Source organism: Atlantibacter sp. MEI4A-1023 (assembly GCF_056155425.1).
Map to the genome: position 1 here is coordinate 1,645,123 of NZ_CM149568.1, position 18,694 is coordinate 1,663,816.

Here is an 18,694-nt window from a genome sequence, read left to right on the forward strand (position 1 = left end):
GCGGGTATTGTACGCGCCCACCAGGGAGAAACATGATGACGACCAAACCCGGCCTGCACCCGCGCAACCGCCACCAAAACCGTTATGACTTTACCGCTCTGCAACAGGCCAGCCCTGCGCTGACGGCGTTTGTGCGCCGTTCGCCCGCCGGGGAGCCGACGATAGATTTTGCCGATCCGCTAGCGGTCAAAGCGCTTAACCGGGCGCTGCTGGCCCATCATTACCAGGTCAAAAACTGGGACATCCCTGACGGCTTTCTCTGCCCGCCCGTGCCGGGGCGTGCGGATTATGTGCATCATCTGGCGGATTTGCTGGCGCAAAGCAACAACGGCGTGGTGCCGCGCGATGCCACAGTGCTCGACATCGGGGTTGGTGCAAACTGCATTTATCCGCTGATTGGTCATCATGAATACGGCTGGCGATTCACCGGCAGCGAAGTGAATGACGAGGCGTTAAAAAGCGCGAATGCGATTATTCTCGCCAATCCTGGGGTGAATAAAGCCATTCGCCTGCGCCGCCAGAAAACGCCGGGGGCGATCCTTAACGGCATCATCCATAAAAATGAGTTTTACGATGCCACGATGTGTAACCCGCCGTTCCATGATTCCCAGGCGACCGCGGCGGCCAGCAGTGAGCGTAAACGCCGCAATCTGGGGCTTAATGACAACCCGCAACTGAATTTCGGCGGTCAGCAGCAGGAGTTATGGTGCGAAGGCGGGGAAGTGGCGTTTATCACAACGCTTATCCAGGAAAGCAAAGCCTTTGCCCGCCAGGTGATGTGGTTCACCACCCTGGTCTCGAAAGGGGACAATCTGCCGGGGCTGTATCGCGTACTGCAACAGGTGGGCGTTGAAAAAGTGGTGAAGGTGGAAATGGCGCAGGGGCAAAAACAGAGCCGTTTTATCGCCTGGACTTTCCAGAATGACGCCCAACGTTCCCGCCGGGCGTCGTCTATTTCGCGCTAATTAAACCGTAGGGTTAGCAGGCGGCAAGGCGCTGCCTGCCGCCGCATCACTGTTAATCGCCGCCGCATCGGGCCCTGGCTGCATCACCTGTACCGTCTGCACTGGCGGGCGTATCCCGGCTTTATCAAAGTGTTTTTTCACCATGCTGTCGAGCGCAAACCGCACCGTCCACTGCTTCAGCGGCTGGGTGGTGAAGGTCACGCGGATAGTAAACGCGGTATTGGTCAGGCCGACGATCCCGGCAAACGACGGCTGACCAATCACCAGCGGGCGAATATCATCGTTTTCCAGCACCTCTTCCACCGCATCGCGCAGTGCCCGGTTGGCCTTTTCAGCGTCCTCGCCACGATCGACATCATAGTTGGCGACAAACGAGCCAATACCGCGCACAAAGTTAGCGAAGGTGGTAATCGATGACCACGGGATAATATGGTAGGCCCCGGTATCCTGGCGCACCCCGACGGAGCGAATCGACATCCGCTCCACGGTGCCGGTAATCGGCCCGATCGTGACCAAATCGCCGGTATTCATGCCGTTCTCAAACTGGATAAAGATCCCGGTAATAATATCCTTCACCAGCGTTTGCGAACCGAACGACACCGCCAGCCCCAGCGCGCCCGCGCCCGCCAGCAGCGGCGCGATATTCACGCCGATTTCCGACAGCACAATCATAATGGTGATAGTGCTGATCACCACCGCCAGGGCGTTACGAAACAGGGTCAACAAGGTGCGGGTACGGGCGCTGGGCATCGGGCGGCCATGAATATCCGACGACAGCCGGTTTTCGATAAGGCTTGCCAGAATGGTCCAGCCCACGGCGGAGAAGAACAGGATCAGCAGGATGCGGATCAGGATATCGACGGTTTTCTCGCCGGGCCCCTGGGTGAGCCACCGCCACATATCAAACAGCTCCCAGGCGTTGAGCAGCAATAGCATCGCCACGACGACCGTCAGAATACGCGCCAGTTTTAATGACGCTGACAGCCAGCCGTTAATGCGTTTTTGCAGTTCCGGGTAGTTGCGCTGCACCTCTGGCGACAGAGTGATGCGTTTAGCGATCCAACGCGACAGCATGCCGGAGATAAATGCCGCCACGCTGATAATCGCCAGGCTTTTCAGCGTGGCGCCCATCATAAACTTCAGGCTGTTGCCCGGATCGAACAGCGAAAAGAACATCAGCACAATAAAGTAGGCGCTGGCGATCCAGTGCCAGACCAGCGCAAAGGCGCGGATAAACAGACTAAAAAACGCCAGCGAACGATCCGCCAGATGAATCAAATCATCCTGAATAAGGCGTTTATTTTTAAAGATCAGCATCAGCGCCCAAACCGTGATGGTCAGCATGATCGCCACGTTAGCCAGCGCGCCCGCCTGCACATTGATCTGGTTCGAGATAATCGGCACCGCCACCAGCAGGCCATAGCCGATCAGGCTGCTCAGTGCGCTCAGGCGCAAATTCCAGTAGCGGGCGCTTTCATCATTGATATTAAACGGGCGCAGTTGGGGAAAGCGCGGGCAGAAAATCAGTCTCAGGATGGCCTTAAAGAATTCGATTAACGCAAAGGCGTTGAGGAATAAACCCTGCTGACGCGCGATAGTGCGGTTCCCGGCGTTCATCACATCGCTAAGGATTTGCCCGACGAACAGGGTTAGCGACAGCAGCGCCAGGTCGATAATAAACGCGCCGATAATCATCAACGGTAAATGGAACCAGCTGCTGCGGTCACGATTTCTGCGCCGTCCCCAGTCGCCCATTTTGCGGTACAGCGGACTGACGGTCATCCGTACCAGCCAGTAAAACGCGAACACCGCCATCGCCAGGCCGATAAAGTGAGTAAACGCATTGATAAAGGTTTGCTGGTTAAAGGCTTTGTGCGGCGAGCCGGTGATATTGCGATGCAACTGGGCGAAACGCGACGCCAGTTCACCGCCGTAATGGCGAGTGATATCGGTGACGTTTTCCAGAACCGTTTTTTCTTCTTCCTCAATCGGCGGTGGTGTGAGCGTGGGAACGGGGTCTGGCGGCGGCGTAGCGGCTACCTGGCGCAACTGATCGATAAGTTCGGTGCGTGACTGCTCGTTATCCAGCACATCGGCCAGCGCGCCGTAGGCGGCTTTCTTTTCAGCCAGATCGGGTTCAGGAGCAGGCGTATCGGTTTTGGTTTCGGTGGTTGCTGCCGCACCCACCGCTGCGGCGGGTAGCGAAACGGCCTGTAATGGGGCGCACACCAGCATCAGCATCAGCAAAAAAATTCGCGACACAGGCTCCTCCGGATTGAGAAAGTGACACAAAAAACCTAAGTATAGTGTCCGGGGCGGGCCTGGCTGGAAATGGGGATTAATCCGGGGCAATAAAAAACCCCCTCGCTTGAGGGGGTTAGTATCAGGAGACGTGCTGCAAAAATTCCTGCAGACGTTGGCTGGGCGGGTTCTCGATCAGCGTCTGCGGATTGCCGTCTTCAGCGATCCGGCCTTTATCGATAAAGATCAGACGTGAGGCCACTTTTTCAGCAAAGCCGATTTCGTGGGTCACGATCACCATCGTCATGCCTTCTTCTGCCAGATCCTGCATCACTTTTAATACTTCGTGGCGCAGTTCCGGGTCGAGTGCCGAGGTCGGCTCATCAAACAGCATCATTTTCGGTTTTACCGCCAGCGCACGGGCAATCGCCACGCGCTGCTGCTGGCCGCCAGACAGCTCGGAAGGGTAGTGGTGCGCACGCTCCGCAAGACCCACTTTCGCCAGCAGCGACTGGGCCAGTTTCTCTGCTTCCGCTTTCGACGCACCGCGCACTCGCAGCGGGCCGAACATCACGTTCTCAAGGGCGGTCAGATGCGGGAACAGATAAAACTGCTGGAACACCATGCCCGCCTCCTGGCGGATCAGGCGTTCATCGACTTTCGGGTCGTTAACTTTCAGCCCGTCGACAATCAAATCGCCGCTGGTGATCTCTTCCAGTTTGTTGATGCAGCGCAGCAGGGTAGATTTACCGGAGCCGGACGGCCCGATAATCACCACCACTTCACCCTGGGTAATGTGTAAATCGATATTGTGCAGCACCTGGGTTGCGCCAAAGTGCTTGGAAACATTTTTAAATTCAATCACAGGATTTTCATCCTTCTTTCAAGACGACGCAGTACGAAACTCAACACCAGGGTGATGATCAGATAGAACACCGCAACGGCGCTCCAGATTTCCAGCGCGCGGAAGTTACCGGCGATGATTTCCTGGCCCTGGCGGGTTAATTCGGCAACGCCGATAACAATAAACAGCGAGGTATCTTTGATGCTGATAATCCACTGGTTGCCCAGCGGCGGCAGCATACGGCGCAGCGCCAGCGGTAAAATCACGTGGCGAATGGTTTCACGACGCGACAGCCCGAGCGCCAGGCCTGCTTCCTTAAATCCTTTATGGATAGACAGCACCGCGCCACGGGTGATTTCCGCAATATACGCGCCGGAGTTAATCATGATGGTCACTACCGCCGCGCTGAACGGGTCGATGCGCAGATCGCTAAATGCCATGGGCAGGGCGAAGTAGATAAACATCACCTGCACCACAATGGGCGTGCCGCGAATCACTTCAATAAACACCAGGGCGATGTGGTTGGCGATCCAGCCACCGTAAGTGCGGGCGAAGCCTGCAACCAGGCCGATAATCAGGCCGCCAATCAGACCGAGGATCGAAATCCACAAGGTCATTTTGGCGCCTTCAATCAGGAGGGGAATGGCGGGCCAGATGGCGCTCCAGTCAAACTGCATGATGATATCCTGTGTACCGTGGTTCAAAATGAGAGGGGCGAATGGTCGCCCCTCAGAGTCGCACCAACGAATCGGCGCTGTTATTAAGTCTACGTTTTATTATTTTGGTTCAGTGCCGAACCATTTTTTATAAATTTCGTTATAGGTGCCGTTGTCGCGTAGGGTTTTCAGCGCGCCGTTCACTTTCTCACGCAGTTCGTCGCTGCCTTTCGGGAACGCGATGCCGTACTGCTGTGCTTCCAGTGAGTCACCTACCGCTTTGAACTGGCCGTTGCCTGCGGTTTTGATGAAGTAAAGAATGTTCGGGGTATCGTGCAGTACCGCGTCAGCGCGGTTGGTGCCGAGTTCCATGTACGCGTTGTCGATGTTCGGGAACTGGCGCAGGTCTTTGGTTTTGATGTTCGCTTTCGCGTAATCAACAGAACCGGTGCCGCTCTTCACCGCCACCACTTTACCGTCCAGATCTTTCACGCTTTTCACGTCGTTGTTGTTGGCTTTCACCATCACCAGCAGGCCGCTTTTGTAGTAGCCGTCAGAGAAATCGATCGCTTTTTTACGCTCGTCAGTGATCGTGATGCCCGCCAGCGCCAGGTCGACGTTTTTGGTTTGCAGAGCCGGGATAATGCCGCTGAAATCCATCGGTTTCAGTTCATAGTCCAGCTTCAGTTCTTTCGCAACGGCAGCCCACAGGTCCACGTCAAAGCCCACATACTTATCGCCTTGCTTGAATTCAAAGGGAACGAATGCGGTATCGGTCGCCACGACCAATTTTTTATCAGCAGCCTGAGAAGAGACGGCGAAAGCCAGGGTAAGTGCAGCAAGTGACACTTTCAAAATCGACTTCATAGCTTTTCCTTTTTTAAATCCACGGGACGATCCCCAGCGAGACAGCCTTAGTATGAAAAATTCGTGCCAACATTACAACCTGCTGTTTTGAAAGGAGTTCAAAAAGTCACCTTGCACAATAAACAAGGCAATGCGCCCGCATTGCACCATTTTGGTGCTCCATAAAGGTGCAGTCGCAGGCAGTAACGTTGAGAACTTCTATTAAGCGGTCAATTTGCCCAGAAAACAATCTTTCATTAACGATTGTGTGAGGTGATTATTACAAAAAAATAACGTTTGGCAGGGGATGCCGGGAGAAGGGTGCGCTAAAACGGTGCAAAAGCCCCCTCGTAAGAGAGGGGGCGGAATAAGAAAAACGTCTGGCTTATTCGATATTGGATTCAATAAACCACAGGAATTTATCCAGGTCACGCGATGCTGCGGTAAAAATGTCAGCGGTGTCTTCGTCTTTGGCTTCTTCAATGGCTTTACGCACATCGTTAGCCACTACCGCGTAGCGATCGGCCAGTTCTTTCAGGTGGTCCTGCACGCTGTGAATGTCCAGCGGGTAGCTTTTCAGTGCCGTTTTGCTGTTGATAACCTGGGTAGTCCCCAGGGCAACGCCACCCAGCTGTACGGCACGTTCTGCGATGGTGTCGAGGTGATCGGTCAGCGCTGTGCGGAAGCCATCAAGCATTTCATGAACGCCGATAAAGTTTGCGCCGCGCATGTTCCAGTGAGCCTGTTTGGTGATTAGCGACAGGTCAATAAACTGGACTAACTGGCGGTTCAGCAACTCAATAGTTGCTTTCTTATCGCTATCTGCCACATCGTTGCGGGTATATAGCAGATTAGAAGTTTTCGTTTTAACCAATTTAGCGGTACTCATAATCTCATATCCTCTTGATGTTATGTCCCAATTGAATTACCGGAAATAAGTATAGCACCGGGTTTTGAGTCTGCTGTTTTGAATATACCTATCAGACAAATAGCGAGAGACGCATTGAAGATGGAAATTTCTTTAAAATCATGTGGTTAGTTGGTTTTATAAAGTTTGGATATAAGACGTAAATAAATATGTTGCTGCCGGGTAATTATTCTCAGTCGCAATCAGAGCCGTAAAGACAATATTGCCTGAAAAAAACTAAGATTATTCCGCACCCTAATTTAACGGTGCGGAAGAGGAGCAATTAATTTATATCGACACTTTTTATCTGCGGTTCACGCTTGATGGTAAGCGTGGAACCAATAGAGGCAATAACGATTGAACACAGCGCCAGTAGCTGGGTACCGTTCAGGGTTTCGCCGAGGAAAATCATCCCGGAAAATGCGGCCAGCGCGGGTTCCATGCTCATTAAGGTGCCGAAGGTCCGCGTAGGGAGACGCGTCAGCGCTACCATTTCAAGCGAGTAAGGAAGGGCGGTCGAAAGAATTGCGACCCCGATCCCCAGCGGTAGCAATGACCAGTGCCACAACGCTTCGCCTGCCTGCCAGGCACCAATCGGCACAAAGACAATGGCGGCGATTAGCGATCCCAGCGCGACGGTGGCCGGGCCGTGGTCTGCTCCGGCGCGCTGGCCGGTAACGATATATAACGCCCAGCAGGCACCGGCACCTAAAGCACAGGCTGCACCCAGCGGATCGACGTGCGCAACGTCCTGGCCGAGTGGCAGCAGAAACCACATTCCCAGCACCGCCAGGATCACCCAGATAAAATCCACCGCGCGGCGCGAGGAAAACAGCGCCAGCGCCAGCGGACCCGTGAACTCCAGCGCGACGGCAATCCCCAGCGGAACGGTGCGAATAGACAAATAGAACAGGTAATTCATCCCGCCTAACGCCAGGCCATACATTAATAACGGGAGGCGTTGTTCAGGCGTAAAGCGCAGCCGCCATGGCTTAAAGATGATGATAAGAATGAGGGTTCCCAGCGCCAGGCGCAGCGCCGTAACGCCCGGTGCACCCACCAGCGGGAAAAGCGTTTTAGCCAGAGAGGCGCCGCTCTGAATCGAAATCATGGCGATGAGTAGGGTTACAACCGGAACCCAGATAGGGGTCTTACGGGACAACGTTGGCATCCTGCACCTGTCAGTTTGTGTCAGCTCTCAGTAAAGCTGGCAGTGTAATGTAAATGATGCGTAATGGTTGAGGGTTTGTTGAAAAAAAACCAGGGACTCAGCCCTAGAATGTAGGGATATCGATGGGAAAAGCTACAGAATCTTTTAAGAATTATCTGGATGTCTGGCAGATTCTTTGGGGCCCATAATGAGGCGGTTACGTTAACTAATTGTTTTATTAGTGAGATACCGGGTGGTGGAAATGTTCTGTTACATGACGGAGCGCTTAGACAACCCGAATCGCAAAGAGTTTCCCATAAAATTTTGGTATATTTAATACTTTAGTTTTACTTGAAGCACATTTGAGGTGGTTATGAAAAAAATTGCATGTCTTTCAGCACTGGCTTGTGTTCTGGCCGTTTCCGTTGGTACAGCTAGCGCCGCAACCAGCACCGTGACTGGTGGTTATGCTCAGAGCGATTATCAGGGCGTAATGAACAAAGCTAACGGTTTCAACCTGAAATATCGTTACGAAAATGACACCCCGCTGGGTTACATCGGTTCTTTCACCTATACCGAGAAAGACCGTTCAGACAGCGATGCTTACCGTAAAGGTCAGTACTACGGCATCACCGCAGGCCCGGCTTACCGTCTGAACGACTGGGCGAGCATCTACGGCGTTGTAGGTGTTGGCTACGGTAAATACCAGGATCGTAACTACACCACCGCTGATAACAACACCAGCGACTACGGTTTCTCCTACGGTGCAGGTATGCAGTTCAACCCGATGGAAAACGTTGCACTGGACGTGTCCTACGAGCAGAGCCGCATCCGTAACGTTGATGTTGGCACCTGGATCGCAGGCGTGGGTTACCGCTTCTAATCACTTCGGTGATAATAAAAAATCCGCCCTATGGGCGGATTTTTTTTGCCTGCTAAAGATGCTCAGCGGGTGCGCGTCTCAAACACATCTGTACCTAAGTGATCGTAGTCGACTTTATTGAGTTTGAAATTAGTGATGAATACCGGCCCGGCCTTCTGTTCTGATATAAACGTGTAACGGCTGGAAATTTCTTTGGTTTTTATTCCCGTCCACTGCGAGAAAAACGCCAGGAAATCATTGGCGCTGCGGCGCGCTTTAATCCGCCGATGCGCTTTGTCATCGCTGGACAGCACCATAAACGGGACCTGGAAATTCTGTTGGAACTGGTCGTCGTGGGCCAGATACTGCACCTCTTTGCCGCGCTCTTTAAACGCCAGACCGTGGTCGGAGAAATAGACCATCGAGAAACTTTTGCCGCTGTTCTGAAGTTGGCCGTAGAGTTGCTTCAATAACTCATCGGTTTGCGTCACGGTGTAGAGATAGCAGGACGTTTCTTTCGACTGTACGAAATCCGCGTATTTCCCCTGGGTCCGATCGCAGGCCTGCGGGTGCGAGCCCATCAGATGCAGAACAATCAGTTGCGGCTGGGTGCGCTCGGTTTCCAGCACCTGGGCTGTCATCTTCAGTAGCGCTTCATCACGGGTATTTTTATCCGCTTCGAAGTCACCGTTTTTCAGGAAATGCACTTCATCGGCGCGTTTAGCGATGCTGGCGATGGCGGTATCGTATTCTCCGATTTGTCCCTGGTTGGAAAACCACCAGGTCTGAAAGCCGGCGCGGTTGGCCAGGGTAACAAAGTTATCCTGGAACTGTGGTTTGCCGTCTACCACGCGGTTTAACGTCAACCCCAGCGATTTTTGGGTAGAGCCGCTGGCAGCAATGTAATCAGTGAACAGGGCGCCGTTGACTGAACTGGCGAACGGGCTGTTATTCCAGTGACCGCCGAAAGCGCCTACCGCGTCGCGCCGTACGCTTTCGCCAATCACCACCACGTAGGTGTGGTACTTCGGCTTAACCGCCAGCACATTCCAGGAGTCTTTAATTTGCGACAGCTGCGCCATACGCTGCTGTTCATCGATCACTTCCTGATTATTAACGACCACGTCTTTAACGAAGCGAAACACCGGATAACCGGTGTCTTTCAGTTTGAACACGCCGCCCCAGGCGAGGTTCTGCAAGGGGGTAACAAACACCGCCGCTACGCTAATAGCCAGGCACAAACTGTCGAAATGCCGCCAGGATGTGGGTTTGGCAAGCGGTTTGCGGCGCAGCGCAATGACCCCAAGCGCGAAAATAAATACTGACACCAGGTAGCTGTACCACGGGAAGATGGTTAGGATCTCGGTGGACTCTTCCATATTGGTCGAGTGCATCGCCAGCAGGGTGTTGAAATTCGGCGCGCCATAGGCCTGGCCGAAGGGATAATACATTGCAGCCACCAGCGAACAGGTGCCAATCAGGACTTTTTGCCCAACCGGCATTGCCCGCCACAGCAGTAATAAGATGCAGGTAAACGCCACCGCATACAGCAGGCTGAACGGATACCCCAGCGCGTAATTAATCAGCAGGGATTGCAGGAAATAGAAAGCCATCCACGGATCGGGCATGAATCCACGGGCAGTTAAGGATTTTTTCAGCGTTACATTCATATCGCAACTTCAACAAAACGCCATGCGTGAACCCTGGCGTTAAGGGTATGAGAGCCTGCCTGAGAGCTGGATAGAAGAGGGCGTGACCGCATCTGCGAGCCGCTTTGATTGCAGGGCTGCAAGAAGATAGAGCCTTGTCATAAGAAGATCAACTGGCGGTAACGGTTTGTTTTGCGAGACAGATTACAAAATAACTAAACGACAGGGAGTAAAGCCGATACGGCAACAAAGGGGGCAATAAATTAGACAAAAATTTTTACAAAATGATGACAGTTCCCTCATAAGGGATGCTGCCAGATAACAGCCTGACGCCGTTATTTGGCAGAAGATTTTGGTTCAGGGCGCTTGAAATAATCACAGAGTAAATCAATCAGCAGCAAGCGAACCTGGAAAGGGGAGTGGCTAAACACGGATATGCACCTCTTAAATTCGTTCATGGGCTACCTCCTCGATTCCGACATCGGTAAATCCATCACTGATGCGAATACATACAGATATAGCATAGGCTATATTCTATAGCTATGGCTAATTCGTTAATTTTTTGTGCTGGCGAGGCTGTGGTTTACAATGAGCGTTACGATCGAGAAAACCGTATCGCGCCACAGTAACGAGGAAGCACAATGAGTCGTCGCGCAGGTAAGCAAAGCAGTAAAAAAGTGACGCAATTGGTCAATGTCGAAGAGCATGTTGAAGGGTTTCGCCAGGTTCGCGAAGCCCACCGCCGTGAACTTATTGATGATTATGTCGAATTAATCTCGGATCTTATCCGGGAAGTGGGGGAGGCCCGCCAGGTGGATATGGCGGCGCGGTTAGGCGTATCACAGCCAACGGTGGCGAAAATGCTCAAGCGGCTGGCAACGGTCGGATTGATTGAGCAGATCCCGTGGCGTGGGGTGTTTTTAACGCCGGAAGGGGAAAAACTCGCCCAGGCGAGCCGCGAACGGCACCACATTGTCGAGCAATTTTTGCTGAATATCGGCGTTAGCCCGGATACCGCCCGGCGTGATGCCGAAGGCATGGAACATCACGTCAGTGAAGAGACCCTCGGGGTATTCCAGCGCTTCAATGAACAACACGGTCAGGGACACTAAATGCTGCGGCAATTTTTCCGTCCTTTTTTACGCGACCGGTTCTTACACCTTTTATTACTGATTGGCCTGATTGTTAGTTTTTTTGTTCCCTTTGCCCCATCGCGTTGGCCTGAGGCGATTGACTGGCACACCATTATTACCCTGAGCGGATTAATGATGCTGACCAAGGGCGTCGAGCTCAGCGGTTATTTTGATGTGCTGGGACGACGCATGGTGAAAGGCTTTGCCAGCGAGCGCCAGTTAGCCATGTTTATGGTCTTCGGCGCGGCGTTGCTTTCTACCTTTTTAACCAATGACGTGGCGCTATTTATCGTGGTGCCGCTAACCATCACCCTGAAAAAGCTGTGTGGCATACCGGTCACCCGGCTGATCATTTTCGAGGCGCTGGCCGTCAACGCCGGTTCACTGTTAACCCCGATTGGCAACCCGCAAAATATTTTGCTGTGGGGGCGTTCAGGCATGTCCTTTGCGGAGTTTATCTGGCAGATGCTGCCGCTCGGCGCGGTACTGGTGTTTAGCCTGCTGGTACTGTGCAGGTTCTTTTTCCCGGCAAAGGCGCTGCATTACCAGGCGCGTGAGCAGCAGCACGCATGGAAGCCGCGCCTGGTGTGGAGTTGCCTGGTACTGTACCTGGTGTTTCTGGCTTCGCTGGAGTTTCACGTCGAGCGCTGGGGGCTATTGCTGGTGGCGGTGGGCTTTTTGATCATGGCGCGCAACGTGCTGGTAAACATCGACTGGAGCCTGCTACTGGTGTTTGTCGTAATGTTTATCGATGTGCATCTGCTGATCCAGCTACCGGCGCTGCGCGAAAACCTGCCTGCGGTAACGCAATTCTCTTCCGGTGGGCTATTTTTGCTCGGTGTCGGGCTGTCACAGTTTATCAGTAATGTGCCCGCCACCATTCTGCTGCTGAACTATGTGCCGCCGTCGATGCTGCTGGCCTGGGCGGTCAATATCGGCGGGTTTGGCCTGCTGCCGGGCTCGCTGGCGAACCTGATCGCACTGCGGATGTCGGGTGACCGCCGTATCTGGTGGCGCTTCCATATTTGGTCATTGCCGCTGCTGGCGTGGGGGATGCTGGTGGGATGGGGATTACTAAATCTGATGCGCTAACGCGGGGCAAAAAAAAGAGCGGCTGATAAGCCGCTCTTTTTGGTTCCAGACCGATTAGTTCAAACGTACCGGCATACCTGAACGGTTTTGCAGCGCTTGTTCAACGATGCTCTGGTCGGAATCCGGCTGGGTGGTCACCGTCTGAACCGCCTGGGTCAACGTGATTGGCACCACTTCGTTGTTCTCAATCTGCGCTTCGCTGGTGGAGAGCGGGTTGTGGACCTCGATATAACGGCTGCCGTCCGGCTCAACGGTGGCTTTCACCGGCTCGTTGATAAACTGGACGCGAGTCCCAACCGGCACGTTCTCAAACAGGAATTTGATGTCGTCGTTACGCAGACGCACACAGCCGTGGCTCACGCGCAGGCCGATACCGAAATCGGCATTGGTGCCGTGGATGGCGTACAGGCGGCCAATATACAGCGCATACAGGCCCATCGGGTTATCCGGGCCAGCCGGAACCACTGCTGGAAGCGGCTCGCCCGCAGCAGCGTATTCAGCATGCATCTTGGCGGTTGGCGTCCAGGTCGGGCCCGCTTTCTTACGTTCTACTTTGGTGATCCAGTTGATCGGGGTGTCTTTACCCAACTGGCCGATACCGATCGGCAGAACGATCACGGTATTGGAGCCTTTCGGGTAGTAATACAGACGCATTTCCGCGCTGTTGATGACAATCCCTTCATGCGGGGTATCCGGCAGGATCAGTTGCTGCGGGATATTTAAAATCGTACCGCCTTTAGGCAGGTAAGGGTCCACGCCAGGGTTGGCTTCCGTCATATTGGAAAAACCCATCTGGTACTGCGCGGCGAAATATTCCAGCGGCTCGGTGTTGCCTTCTGGGATCGTGATGACCTGGTTTTGCCCGACAACACGGCTGCCGTCAGTCGGCAAAGGGTAGGTCACAGCATTGGCGGTTTTGCAAAAACCGATCACAGCGAAAGCTGCTACTAAAAGCGTGCGTAATTTCATGTTCATCTTGTGCAGTGTAGTCGAGCCTGTCTCGGCGGTAGATTAACGATTTCGGGGCGCATTATAGGTGGATAATTGCGCGCTGGGAAATCGGATGTGGATGATATCACGTTTTTTTACTTACCCTGCTAAGCATAGCCTGGCGGTTGCGGGGCGATTTAAATTCGGACTTATGGCATAATGCGGCGTTTATCACAATTTCTTGCAGGATATCGTCGTGTTAGTTACCAGCAACGTCACTATGCAGTTTGGCAGTAAGCCGCTGTTTGAAAATATTTCCGTCAAATTTGGCGGCGGCAACCGTTACGGCCTGATTGGCGCCAACGGTAGCGGAAAATCCACGTTTATGAAAATCCTTGGCGGGGATCTGGAACCGTCACTGGGCAACGTTTCTCTCGATCCTAACGAGCGTATCGGTAAGCTGCGCCAGGATCAGTTCGCCTTTGAAGAGTTCACGGTTCTGGATACGGTGATCATGGGGCACGGCGAGCTGTGGGAAGTGAAGCAGGAACGTGACCGCATCTATTCACTGCCGGAAATGAGCGAAGAAGACGGCTATAAAGTGGCCGATCTGGAAGTGCTGTATGGCGAGATGGACGGTTACTCCGCCGAAGCCCGCGCCGGTGAACTGCTGCTGGGTGTTGGTATCCCGGTTGAACAGCATTATGGCCCGATGAGCGAAGTCGCCCCTGGCTGGAAACTGCGTGTGCTGCTGGCCCAGGCGCTGTTTGCCGACCCGGACATTCTGCTGCTCGACGAACCGACCAACAACCTGGACATCGATACCATTCGCTGGCTGGAGCAGGTGCTGAACGAGCGTAACAGCACCATGATTATTATTTCGCACGACCGTCACTTCCTGAATATGGTGTGCACCCATATGGCGGATCTGGATTACGGCGAACTGCGCGTGTATCCGGGCAATTACGATGAGTACATGACGGCGGCGACTCAGGCCCGCGAGCGCCTGCTGGCGGACAACGCCAAGAAGAAAGCTCAGATTGCCGATCTGCAATCGTTCGTGAGCCGCTTTAGCGCCAACGCCTCTAAATCTCGCCAGGCGACCTCGCGCGCCCGTCAGATTGACAAAATCAAGCTGGAAGAAGTCAAAGCTTCCAGCCGCCAGAACCCGTTCATTCGCTTCGAACAAGACAAGAAGCTGTTCCGTAACGCGCTGGAAGTAGAAGCGTTGACCAAAGGCTTCGACCAGGGCCCGCTGTTTAAGCAAGTTAACCTGCTGATGGAAGTCGGGGAAAAACTGGCGGTACTGGGGACCAATGGCGTGGGTAAATCAACTCTGCTGAAAACCCTGGTGGGCGAACTGGAGCCGGATCACGGCACCGTCAAATGGTCGGAAAACGCGCGTATCGGTTATTACGCGCAGGACCACGCCGCAGAATTCGACAACGACCTGACGGTATTCGACTGGATGAGCCAGTGGAAGCAGGAAGGCGATGACGAGCAGGCGGTGCGCAGCATCCTTGGCCGTCTGCTGTTCAGCCAGGACGATATTAAAAAACCGGCTAAGGTGCTGTCTGGTGGTGAGAAGGGCCGTATGCTGTTTGGCAAGCTGATGATGGAAAAACCGAATATTCTGGTGATGGACGAACCGACCAACCACCTGGATATGGAATCCATCGAATCCCTGAACGCCGCGCTGGAAATGTACCAGGGCACGTTGATTTTCGTTTCTCACGACCGTGAGTTTGTTAGCTCGCTGGCAACCCGCGTGATTGAGATTACACCGCAGAAAGTGATCGACTTCTCTGGTGGCTATGAAGAGTATCTGCGTAGCAAAGGTATTGAGAGTTAATCTGATTGCTGGCCTGCCCGCGCAGGCCAGCACATCCCCGTTATGACGCCTCGACAGGCTGCCGGGCGTAAATCATCACCTTCTGAACGCGATGGTTATCCACTTCCAGCGTCTTAATCACGTAATCTCCCACTTCAACTTCTTCACCTTCGGCGGGTACCCGTTGCAGGTACTCCATCAGTAGCCCGGCGATGGTGTGGTATTCCCGCTTATCATCCAGCGGCAGCGGCACAAACTGCACCAGATCTTCCAGTGGCATATGTCCGTTGGCGGTCCATGTGCCGTCCTGGTTACGCTGGATATCGTGGCGGGCGTCGATCTCTTCCACCTCGTTAGGCAGGTTCCCGGCGATGGTTTCCATCACATCGCTGAGCGTCACCAGCCCTTCAATAGAACCAAACTCATCCACCACAAAGGCGAAATGGGTGCGGGCGTTGCGGAACTGCTCCAGCGCGTGCAACAGTTGCAGAGTTTCCGGGAACACCAGCGGCTGTTTCACCAGCGCGCCCAAATCGAGCGGTTTCCCCCCCAGGGACTGTTGAAGCAGGTCGAGGATATGCACCACGCCCAAAATCTCATCGTCTTCCGTCACCACCACGCGGGTGTGCTGATTGCGGTCCAGTAACAGGCGGATTTGCTCTTCGGGTGCGTTGATGTCGATATGCTCAATATCATGGCGTGAAGTCATGATACTACTGACGCTGCGTTGGTTAAGGTTCAGCACCCGGCCAATCATCAGCCGCTCCTGACGGTTAAATACCGGCACATTCGCGGCGTCGGCCACCAGCGAGGCGGTTTGCGCGTCCAGCTCGGCTTTCTCGTGTTTACCGCTGATCAAATGCATAACGGCTTCGGCGGTGCGCTGGCGCAGCGACATGTTGGCCGACAGGAACCGGCGGCGGTTAAACATCGCCAACTGATTGAGGCATTCGATCATGATGGAGAAACCAATCGCCGCGTACAGGTAACCCTTCGGAATGGCAAAGCCGAAACCGTCGGCAATCAGGCTGAAGCCAATCATCAACAGGAAGCTCAGACACAGGATCACAATCGTCGGATGGTTATTGACGAAGCGCGTCAGCGCTTTGCTGGCTAACAGCATCAGCGAAATGGCGATCACCACGGCAGCCATCATCACGCCTAAATGGTCGACCATGCCGACGGCAGTAATGACTGAATCGAGCGAGAAAATGGCGTCCAGAATGACGATCTGCGCCACCACTGCCCAGAACTTCGCCCCGCGCCGCTGGGTGGGGTTTTCATGGTCTTTGCCTTCCAGCCGCTCGTTAAGCTCCACGGTGGCCTTAAACAGCAAGAACAGACCGCCAAACAGCATAATCAAGTCGCGGGCGCTGAAGCCATGACCGTACAGCACCACCAGCGGGCGGGTTAACGTTACCAGCCATGAGATTGATGCCAGCAGGCCCAGGCGCATTACCATCGCGAGGATAAGGCCGGTGATACGCGCTCTGTCGCGAAGCCCCGGCGGCAGCTTCTCCGCGAGGATAGCGATAAACACCAGGTTATCGATGCCCAGTACCAGTTCAAGCACCACAAGGGTGGTTAACCCCGCCCATATTGATGGATCGGCAATCCATTCCATAGAAAAACTATTACCTGTAGTGAAACCCTGTCGAACCCGCGTATGAAAGGGACGTCTGGCCGGAGAAGTCAGCGTCACCCACTGCATGCTGAGGGAGACGGGAAAATGAAAGATAAACAGATCATGGGTAATGACGCCGAAAATTGCAATGCGAAGGGTGGCATTTAGCTGAACGCACTTTAATCAGAGCGATCAATTATTGATCGCTGAGTCTGAAAACTATAAGTATTTAAATTACCTGGCAAATTAATATGGTTAAATATCTTAATCAGAATTTTCCTTGAAAATAATTTACATGGTAAAGTAACTCTAAGGAAATTCTTAATGAGAGCTTTGCAAAAATAGAGCTTGTAAATTAATTTGGCATGAAGAAAATCCTAAATTAACCGTTGATTACTTTTATTGCTGCTCCAACTAATCTTAAAATAATCGCGCAAACGGCTATTTTCTTGCCTGCCAAAATGAATACTGCCAAAATCCTTGCCTGCCATAGTTGTTAACCAGGGTAATATTTTTATTATCCCCGGCATCTTAACAATAAAATAAAAACTCCGCTGATTTGAGATAAATCTGTAATGGCGGTGTCATCGTATTAACCCCATGTTTTACAGTGGTTTGGTAGCTGAAAGCCAGGGGCGGTAGCATGGTTCCTGGTTCGTTTTCAGGCGTTGGCCGTATTGTTGAATACCCTAATCACCAAAATCTTTTAGGAATGATTCCCTATATTTTCATAATGAAAAACGCGCAAGGTTTAATGGGCTTGTTTGACGACGTTTTATTTATGCGCTCGGAATTATTACTCTGCCAAAGTGAAAATAATCAATGACCAAATCGAAATTGAAATTGATGCCATTATTGGTGTCGGTCGCCTTAATGAGTGGGTGCACGGTGTTACCCGGCAGTAATATGTCGACAATGGGTAAAGATGTTATCCGCCAGCAGGATGCCGACTTTGACCTGGATAAAATGGTTAACGTCTACCCGCTGACGCCGAGGCTGGTTGAGCAATTGCGTGCGCGCCCAAATGTCGCGCAGCCGAATATGTCCCTTGACCAGGAAATCGCCCAGTACCAGTACCGCGTCGGGCCGGGGGATGTGCTGAATGTCACCGTTTGGGACCACCCCGAGCTCACCACGCCTGCCGGCCAGTACCGCAGCTCCAGCGACGCCGGTAACTGGGTTCAGCCTGATGGCACCATGTTCTATCCCTATATCGGTAAAGTGCATGTTGCCGGTAAATCTCTGTCTGAAATCCGTAGTGATATTACCGGCCGTTTAGCGCAGTACATCGCTGACCCGCAGGTGGACGTTAATATCGCCGCGTTCCGTTCGCAGAAAGCGTACATCTCCGGCCAGGTAAATAAATCGGGCCAGCAACCGATCACCAACGTACCGCTGACGGTGCTGGACGCCATCAACGCCGCAGGCGGCCTGACGGAAAATGCCGACTGGCGCAACGTCGTGTTGACCCATAACGGCAAAGAGCAGCGACTCTCTTTACAGGCGCTGATGCAGAACGGCGATCTCAGCCAGAACCATTTGCTGTATCCGGGCGATATTTTGTTCGTGCCGCGTAATGACGATCTGAAAGTGTTCGTGATGGGTGAAGTGAAGAAACAGTCCACGCTCAAAATGGACTTCAGCGGCATGACACTGACCGAAGCGCTCGGCCAGGCGGAAGGCATTGATATGACCACCTCCAACGCCAGCGGTATCTTTGTGATCCGTCCGCTGAAAGGCAAGGGCAGCGCCAGCGGCAAGATCGCCAATATCTACCAGCTTGATATGTCCGATGCCACCTCGCTGGTGATGGCGACGGAATTCCGCCTCCAGCCGTATGACGTGGTGTATGTCACTACCGCGCCGGTCGCTCGCTGGAACCGCCTGATCAACCAATTGCTGCCGACCATCAGTGGTGTCCGTTATATGACGGACACGGCCAGCGATATCCACAACTGGTAACC

17 protein-coding genes are annotated in these 18,694 nt (G+C 53.3%); 7 read left to right on the top strand and 10 right to left on the bottom strand.

Annotated features, from left to right (window positions below):
• The first annotated feature begins 32 nt into the window (after positions 1-32).
• Positions 33-965 (top strand): 23S rRNA (adenine(1618)-N(6))-methyltransferase RlmF, encoded by a 933-nt coding sequence (gene rlmF / locus ACVV26_RS07970; RefSeq protein ID WP_474800869.1) that lies wholly within the window; start codon positions 33-35, stop codon positions 963-965.
• On the opposite strand, the gene ybiO is transcribed toward rlmF, so the two are convergent.
• The 6 genes from ybiO to rhtA all read right to left on the bottom strand — a co-directional run bounded on the left by ybiO (position 966) and on the right by rhtA (position 7,630).
• Entirely contained in the window at positions 966-3,206 is a 2,241-nt protein-coding gene (ybiO, locus tag ACVV26_RS07975; RefSeq protein WP_474801783.1) for a mechanosensitive channel protein, read from the bottom strand.
• 142 nt (positions 3,207-3,348) lie between these two features.
• Positions 3,349-4,071, bottom strand: a complete 723-nt coding sequence (glnQ, locus tag ACVV26_RS07980) for a glutamine ABC transporter ATP-binding protein GlnQ (RefSeq protein WP_183170842.1) — start codon at positions 4,069-4,071, stop codon at positions 3,349-3,351.
• Positions 4,068-4,727 carry a glutamine ABC transporter permease GlnP gene (gene glnP / locus ACVV26_RS07985; protein ID WP_312981091.1) on the bottom strand — a complete coding sequence of 220 codons (660 nt, stop codon included), beginning with the start codon at positions 4,725-4,727 and terminating at the stop codon, positions 4,068-4,070. The genes glnQ and glnP overlap by 4 nt, the downstream gene beginning before the upstream one ends.
• Positions 4,728-4,826: 99 nt before the next feature.
• The gene (gene glnH, locus ACVV26_RS07990; protein ID WP_183170841.1) at positions 4,827-5,573 is read right to left on the bottom strand and encodes a glutamine ABC transporter substrate-binding protein GlnH; all 747 of its coding nucleotides are present in this window, start codon (positions 5,571-5,573) and stop codon (positions 4,827-4,829) included.
• A 364-nt stretch (positions 5,574-5,937) separates the two neighbouring features.
• Positions 5,938-6,441 carry a DNA starvation/stationary phase protection protein Dps gene (dps, locus tag ACVV26_RS07995; RefSeq protein ID WP_125292434.1) on the bottom strand — a complete coding sequence of 168 codons (504 nt, stop codon included), beginning with the start codon at positions 6,439-6,441 and terminating at the stop codon, positions 5,938-5,940.
• A gap of 301 nt (positions 6,442-6,742) precedes the next feature.
• Positions 6,743-7,630, bottom strand: a complete 888-nt coding sequence (gene rhtA / locus ACVV26_RS08000) for a threonine/homoserine exporter RhtA (protein WP_474800870.1) — start codon at positions 7,628-7,630, stop codon at positions 6,743-6,745.
• Between the two features lie 352 nt (positions 7,631-7,982).
• Here rhtA and ompX point away from each other — a divergent pair, with 352 nt between their 5' ends.
• A complete protein-coding gene (gene ompX / locus ACVV26_RS08005; RefSeq protein WP_125292432.1) occupies positions 7,983-8,492 on the top strand; it encodes an outer membrane protein OmpX in 510 nt (169 codons plus the stop codon).
• Positions 8,493-8,554: 62 nt separating this feature from the next.
• Here the strand turns inward: ompX and ACVV26_RS08010 are convergent, their stop codons facing one another.
• The gene (locus ACVV26_RS08010) at positions 8,555-10,141 is read right to left on the bottom strand and encodes a phosphoethanolamine transferase (RefSeq protein ID WP_474800871.1); all 1,587 of its coding nucleotides are present in this window, start codon (positions 10,139-10,141) and stop codon (positions 8,555-8,557) included.
• Between the two features lie 314 nt (positions 10,142-10,455).
• Entirely contained in the window at positions 10,456-10,578 is a 123-nt protein-coding gene (mntS, locus tag ACVV26_RS08015; protein ID WP_474800872.1) for a manganase accumulation protein MntS, read from the bottom strand.
• 183 nt (positions 10,579-10,761) lie between these two features.
• On the opposite strand from mntS, the gene mntR reads away from it, so the two are divergent.
• Together mntR and ACVV26_RS08025 are read left to right on the top strand one after the other, a co-directional pair.
• Positions 10,762-11,232: a manganese-binding transcriptional regulator MntR gene (mntR, locus tag ACVV26_RS08020; protein WP_474800873.1), complete on the top strand. Its 471-nt coding sequence runs from the start codon at positions 10,762-10,764 to the stop codon at positions 11,230-11,232.
• Positions 11,233-12,345, top strand: coding sequence for an SLC13 family permease (locus ACVV26_RS08025; RefSeq protein WP_474800874.1), 1,113 nt, complete (start codon positions 11,233-11,235; stop codon positions 12,343-12,345).
• A 54-nt stretch (positions 12,346-12,399) separates the two neighbouring features.
• Here the strand turns inward: ACVV26_RS08025 and ldtB are convergent, their stop codons facing one another.
• Positions 12,400-13,320 (bottom strand): L,D-transpeptidase, encoded by a 921-nt coding sequence (ldtB, locus tag ACVV26_RS08030; protein WP_312981107.1) that lies wholly within the window; start codon positions 13,318-13,320, stop codon positions 12,400-12,402.
• A gap of 211 nt (positions 13,321-13,531) precedes the next feature.
• Between ldtB and ACVV26_RS08035 the strand changes: the two genes are divergently transcribed.
• Entirely contained in the window at positions 13,532-15,127 is a 1,596-nt protein-coding gene (locus tag ACVV26_RS08035; RefSeq protein ID WP_474800875.1) for an ABC-F family ATPase, read from the top strand.
• A 40-nt stretch (positions 15,128-15,167) separates the two neighbouring features.
• On the opposite strand, the gene ACVV26_RS08040 is transcribed toward ACVV26_RS08035, so the two are convergent.
• Positions 15,168-16,730, bottom strand: coding sequence for a TerC family protein (locus tag ACVV26_RS08040; protein ID WP_474800876.1), 1,563 nt, complete (start codon positions 16,728-16,730; stop codon positions 15,168-15,170).
• A 643-nt stretch (positions 16,731-17,373) separates the two neighbouring features.
• Here ACVV26_RS08040 and ACVV26_RS08045 point away from each other — a divergent pair.
• Positions 17,374-17,556, top strand: coding sequence for a hypothetical protein (locus ACVV26_RS08045; RefSeq protein ID WP_474800877.1), 183 nt, complete (start codon positions 17,374-17,376; stop codon positions 17,554-17,556).
• Entirely contained in the window at positions 17,553-18,692 is a 1,140-nt protein-coding gene (locus tag ACVV26_RS08050; protein ID WP_474800878.1) for a polysaccharide export protein, read from the top strand. The genes ACVV26_RS08045 and ACVV26_RS08050 overlap by 4 nt, the downstream gene beginning before the upstream one ends.
• Positions 18,693-18,694 lie beyond the last annotated feature (2 nt).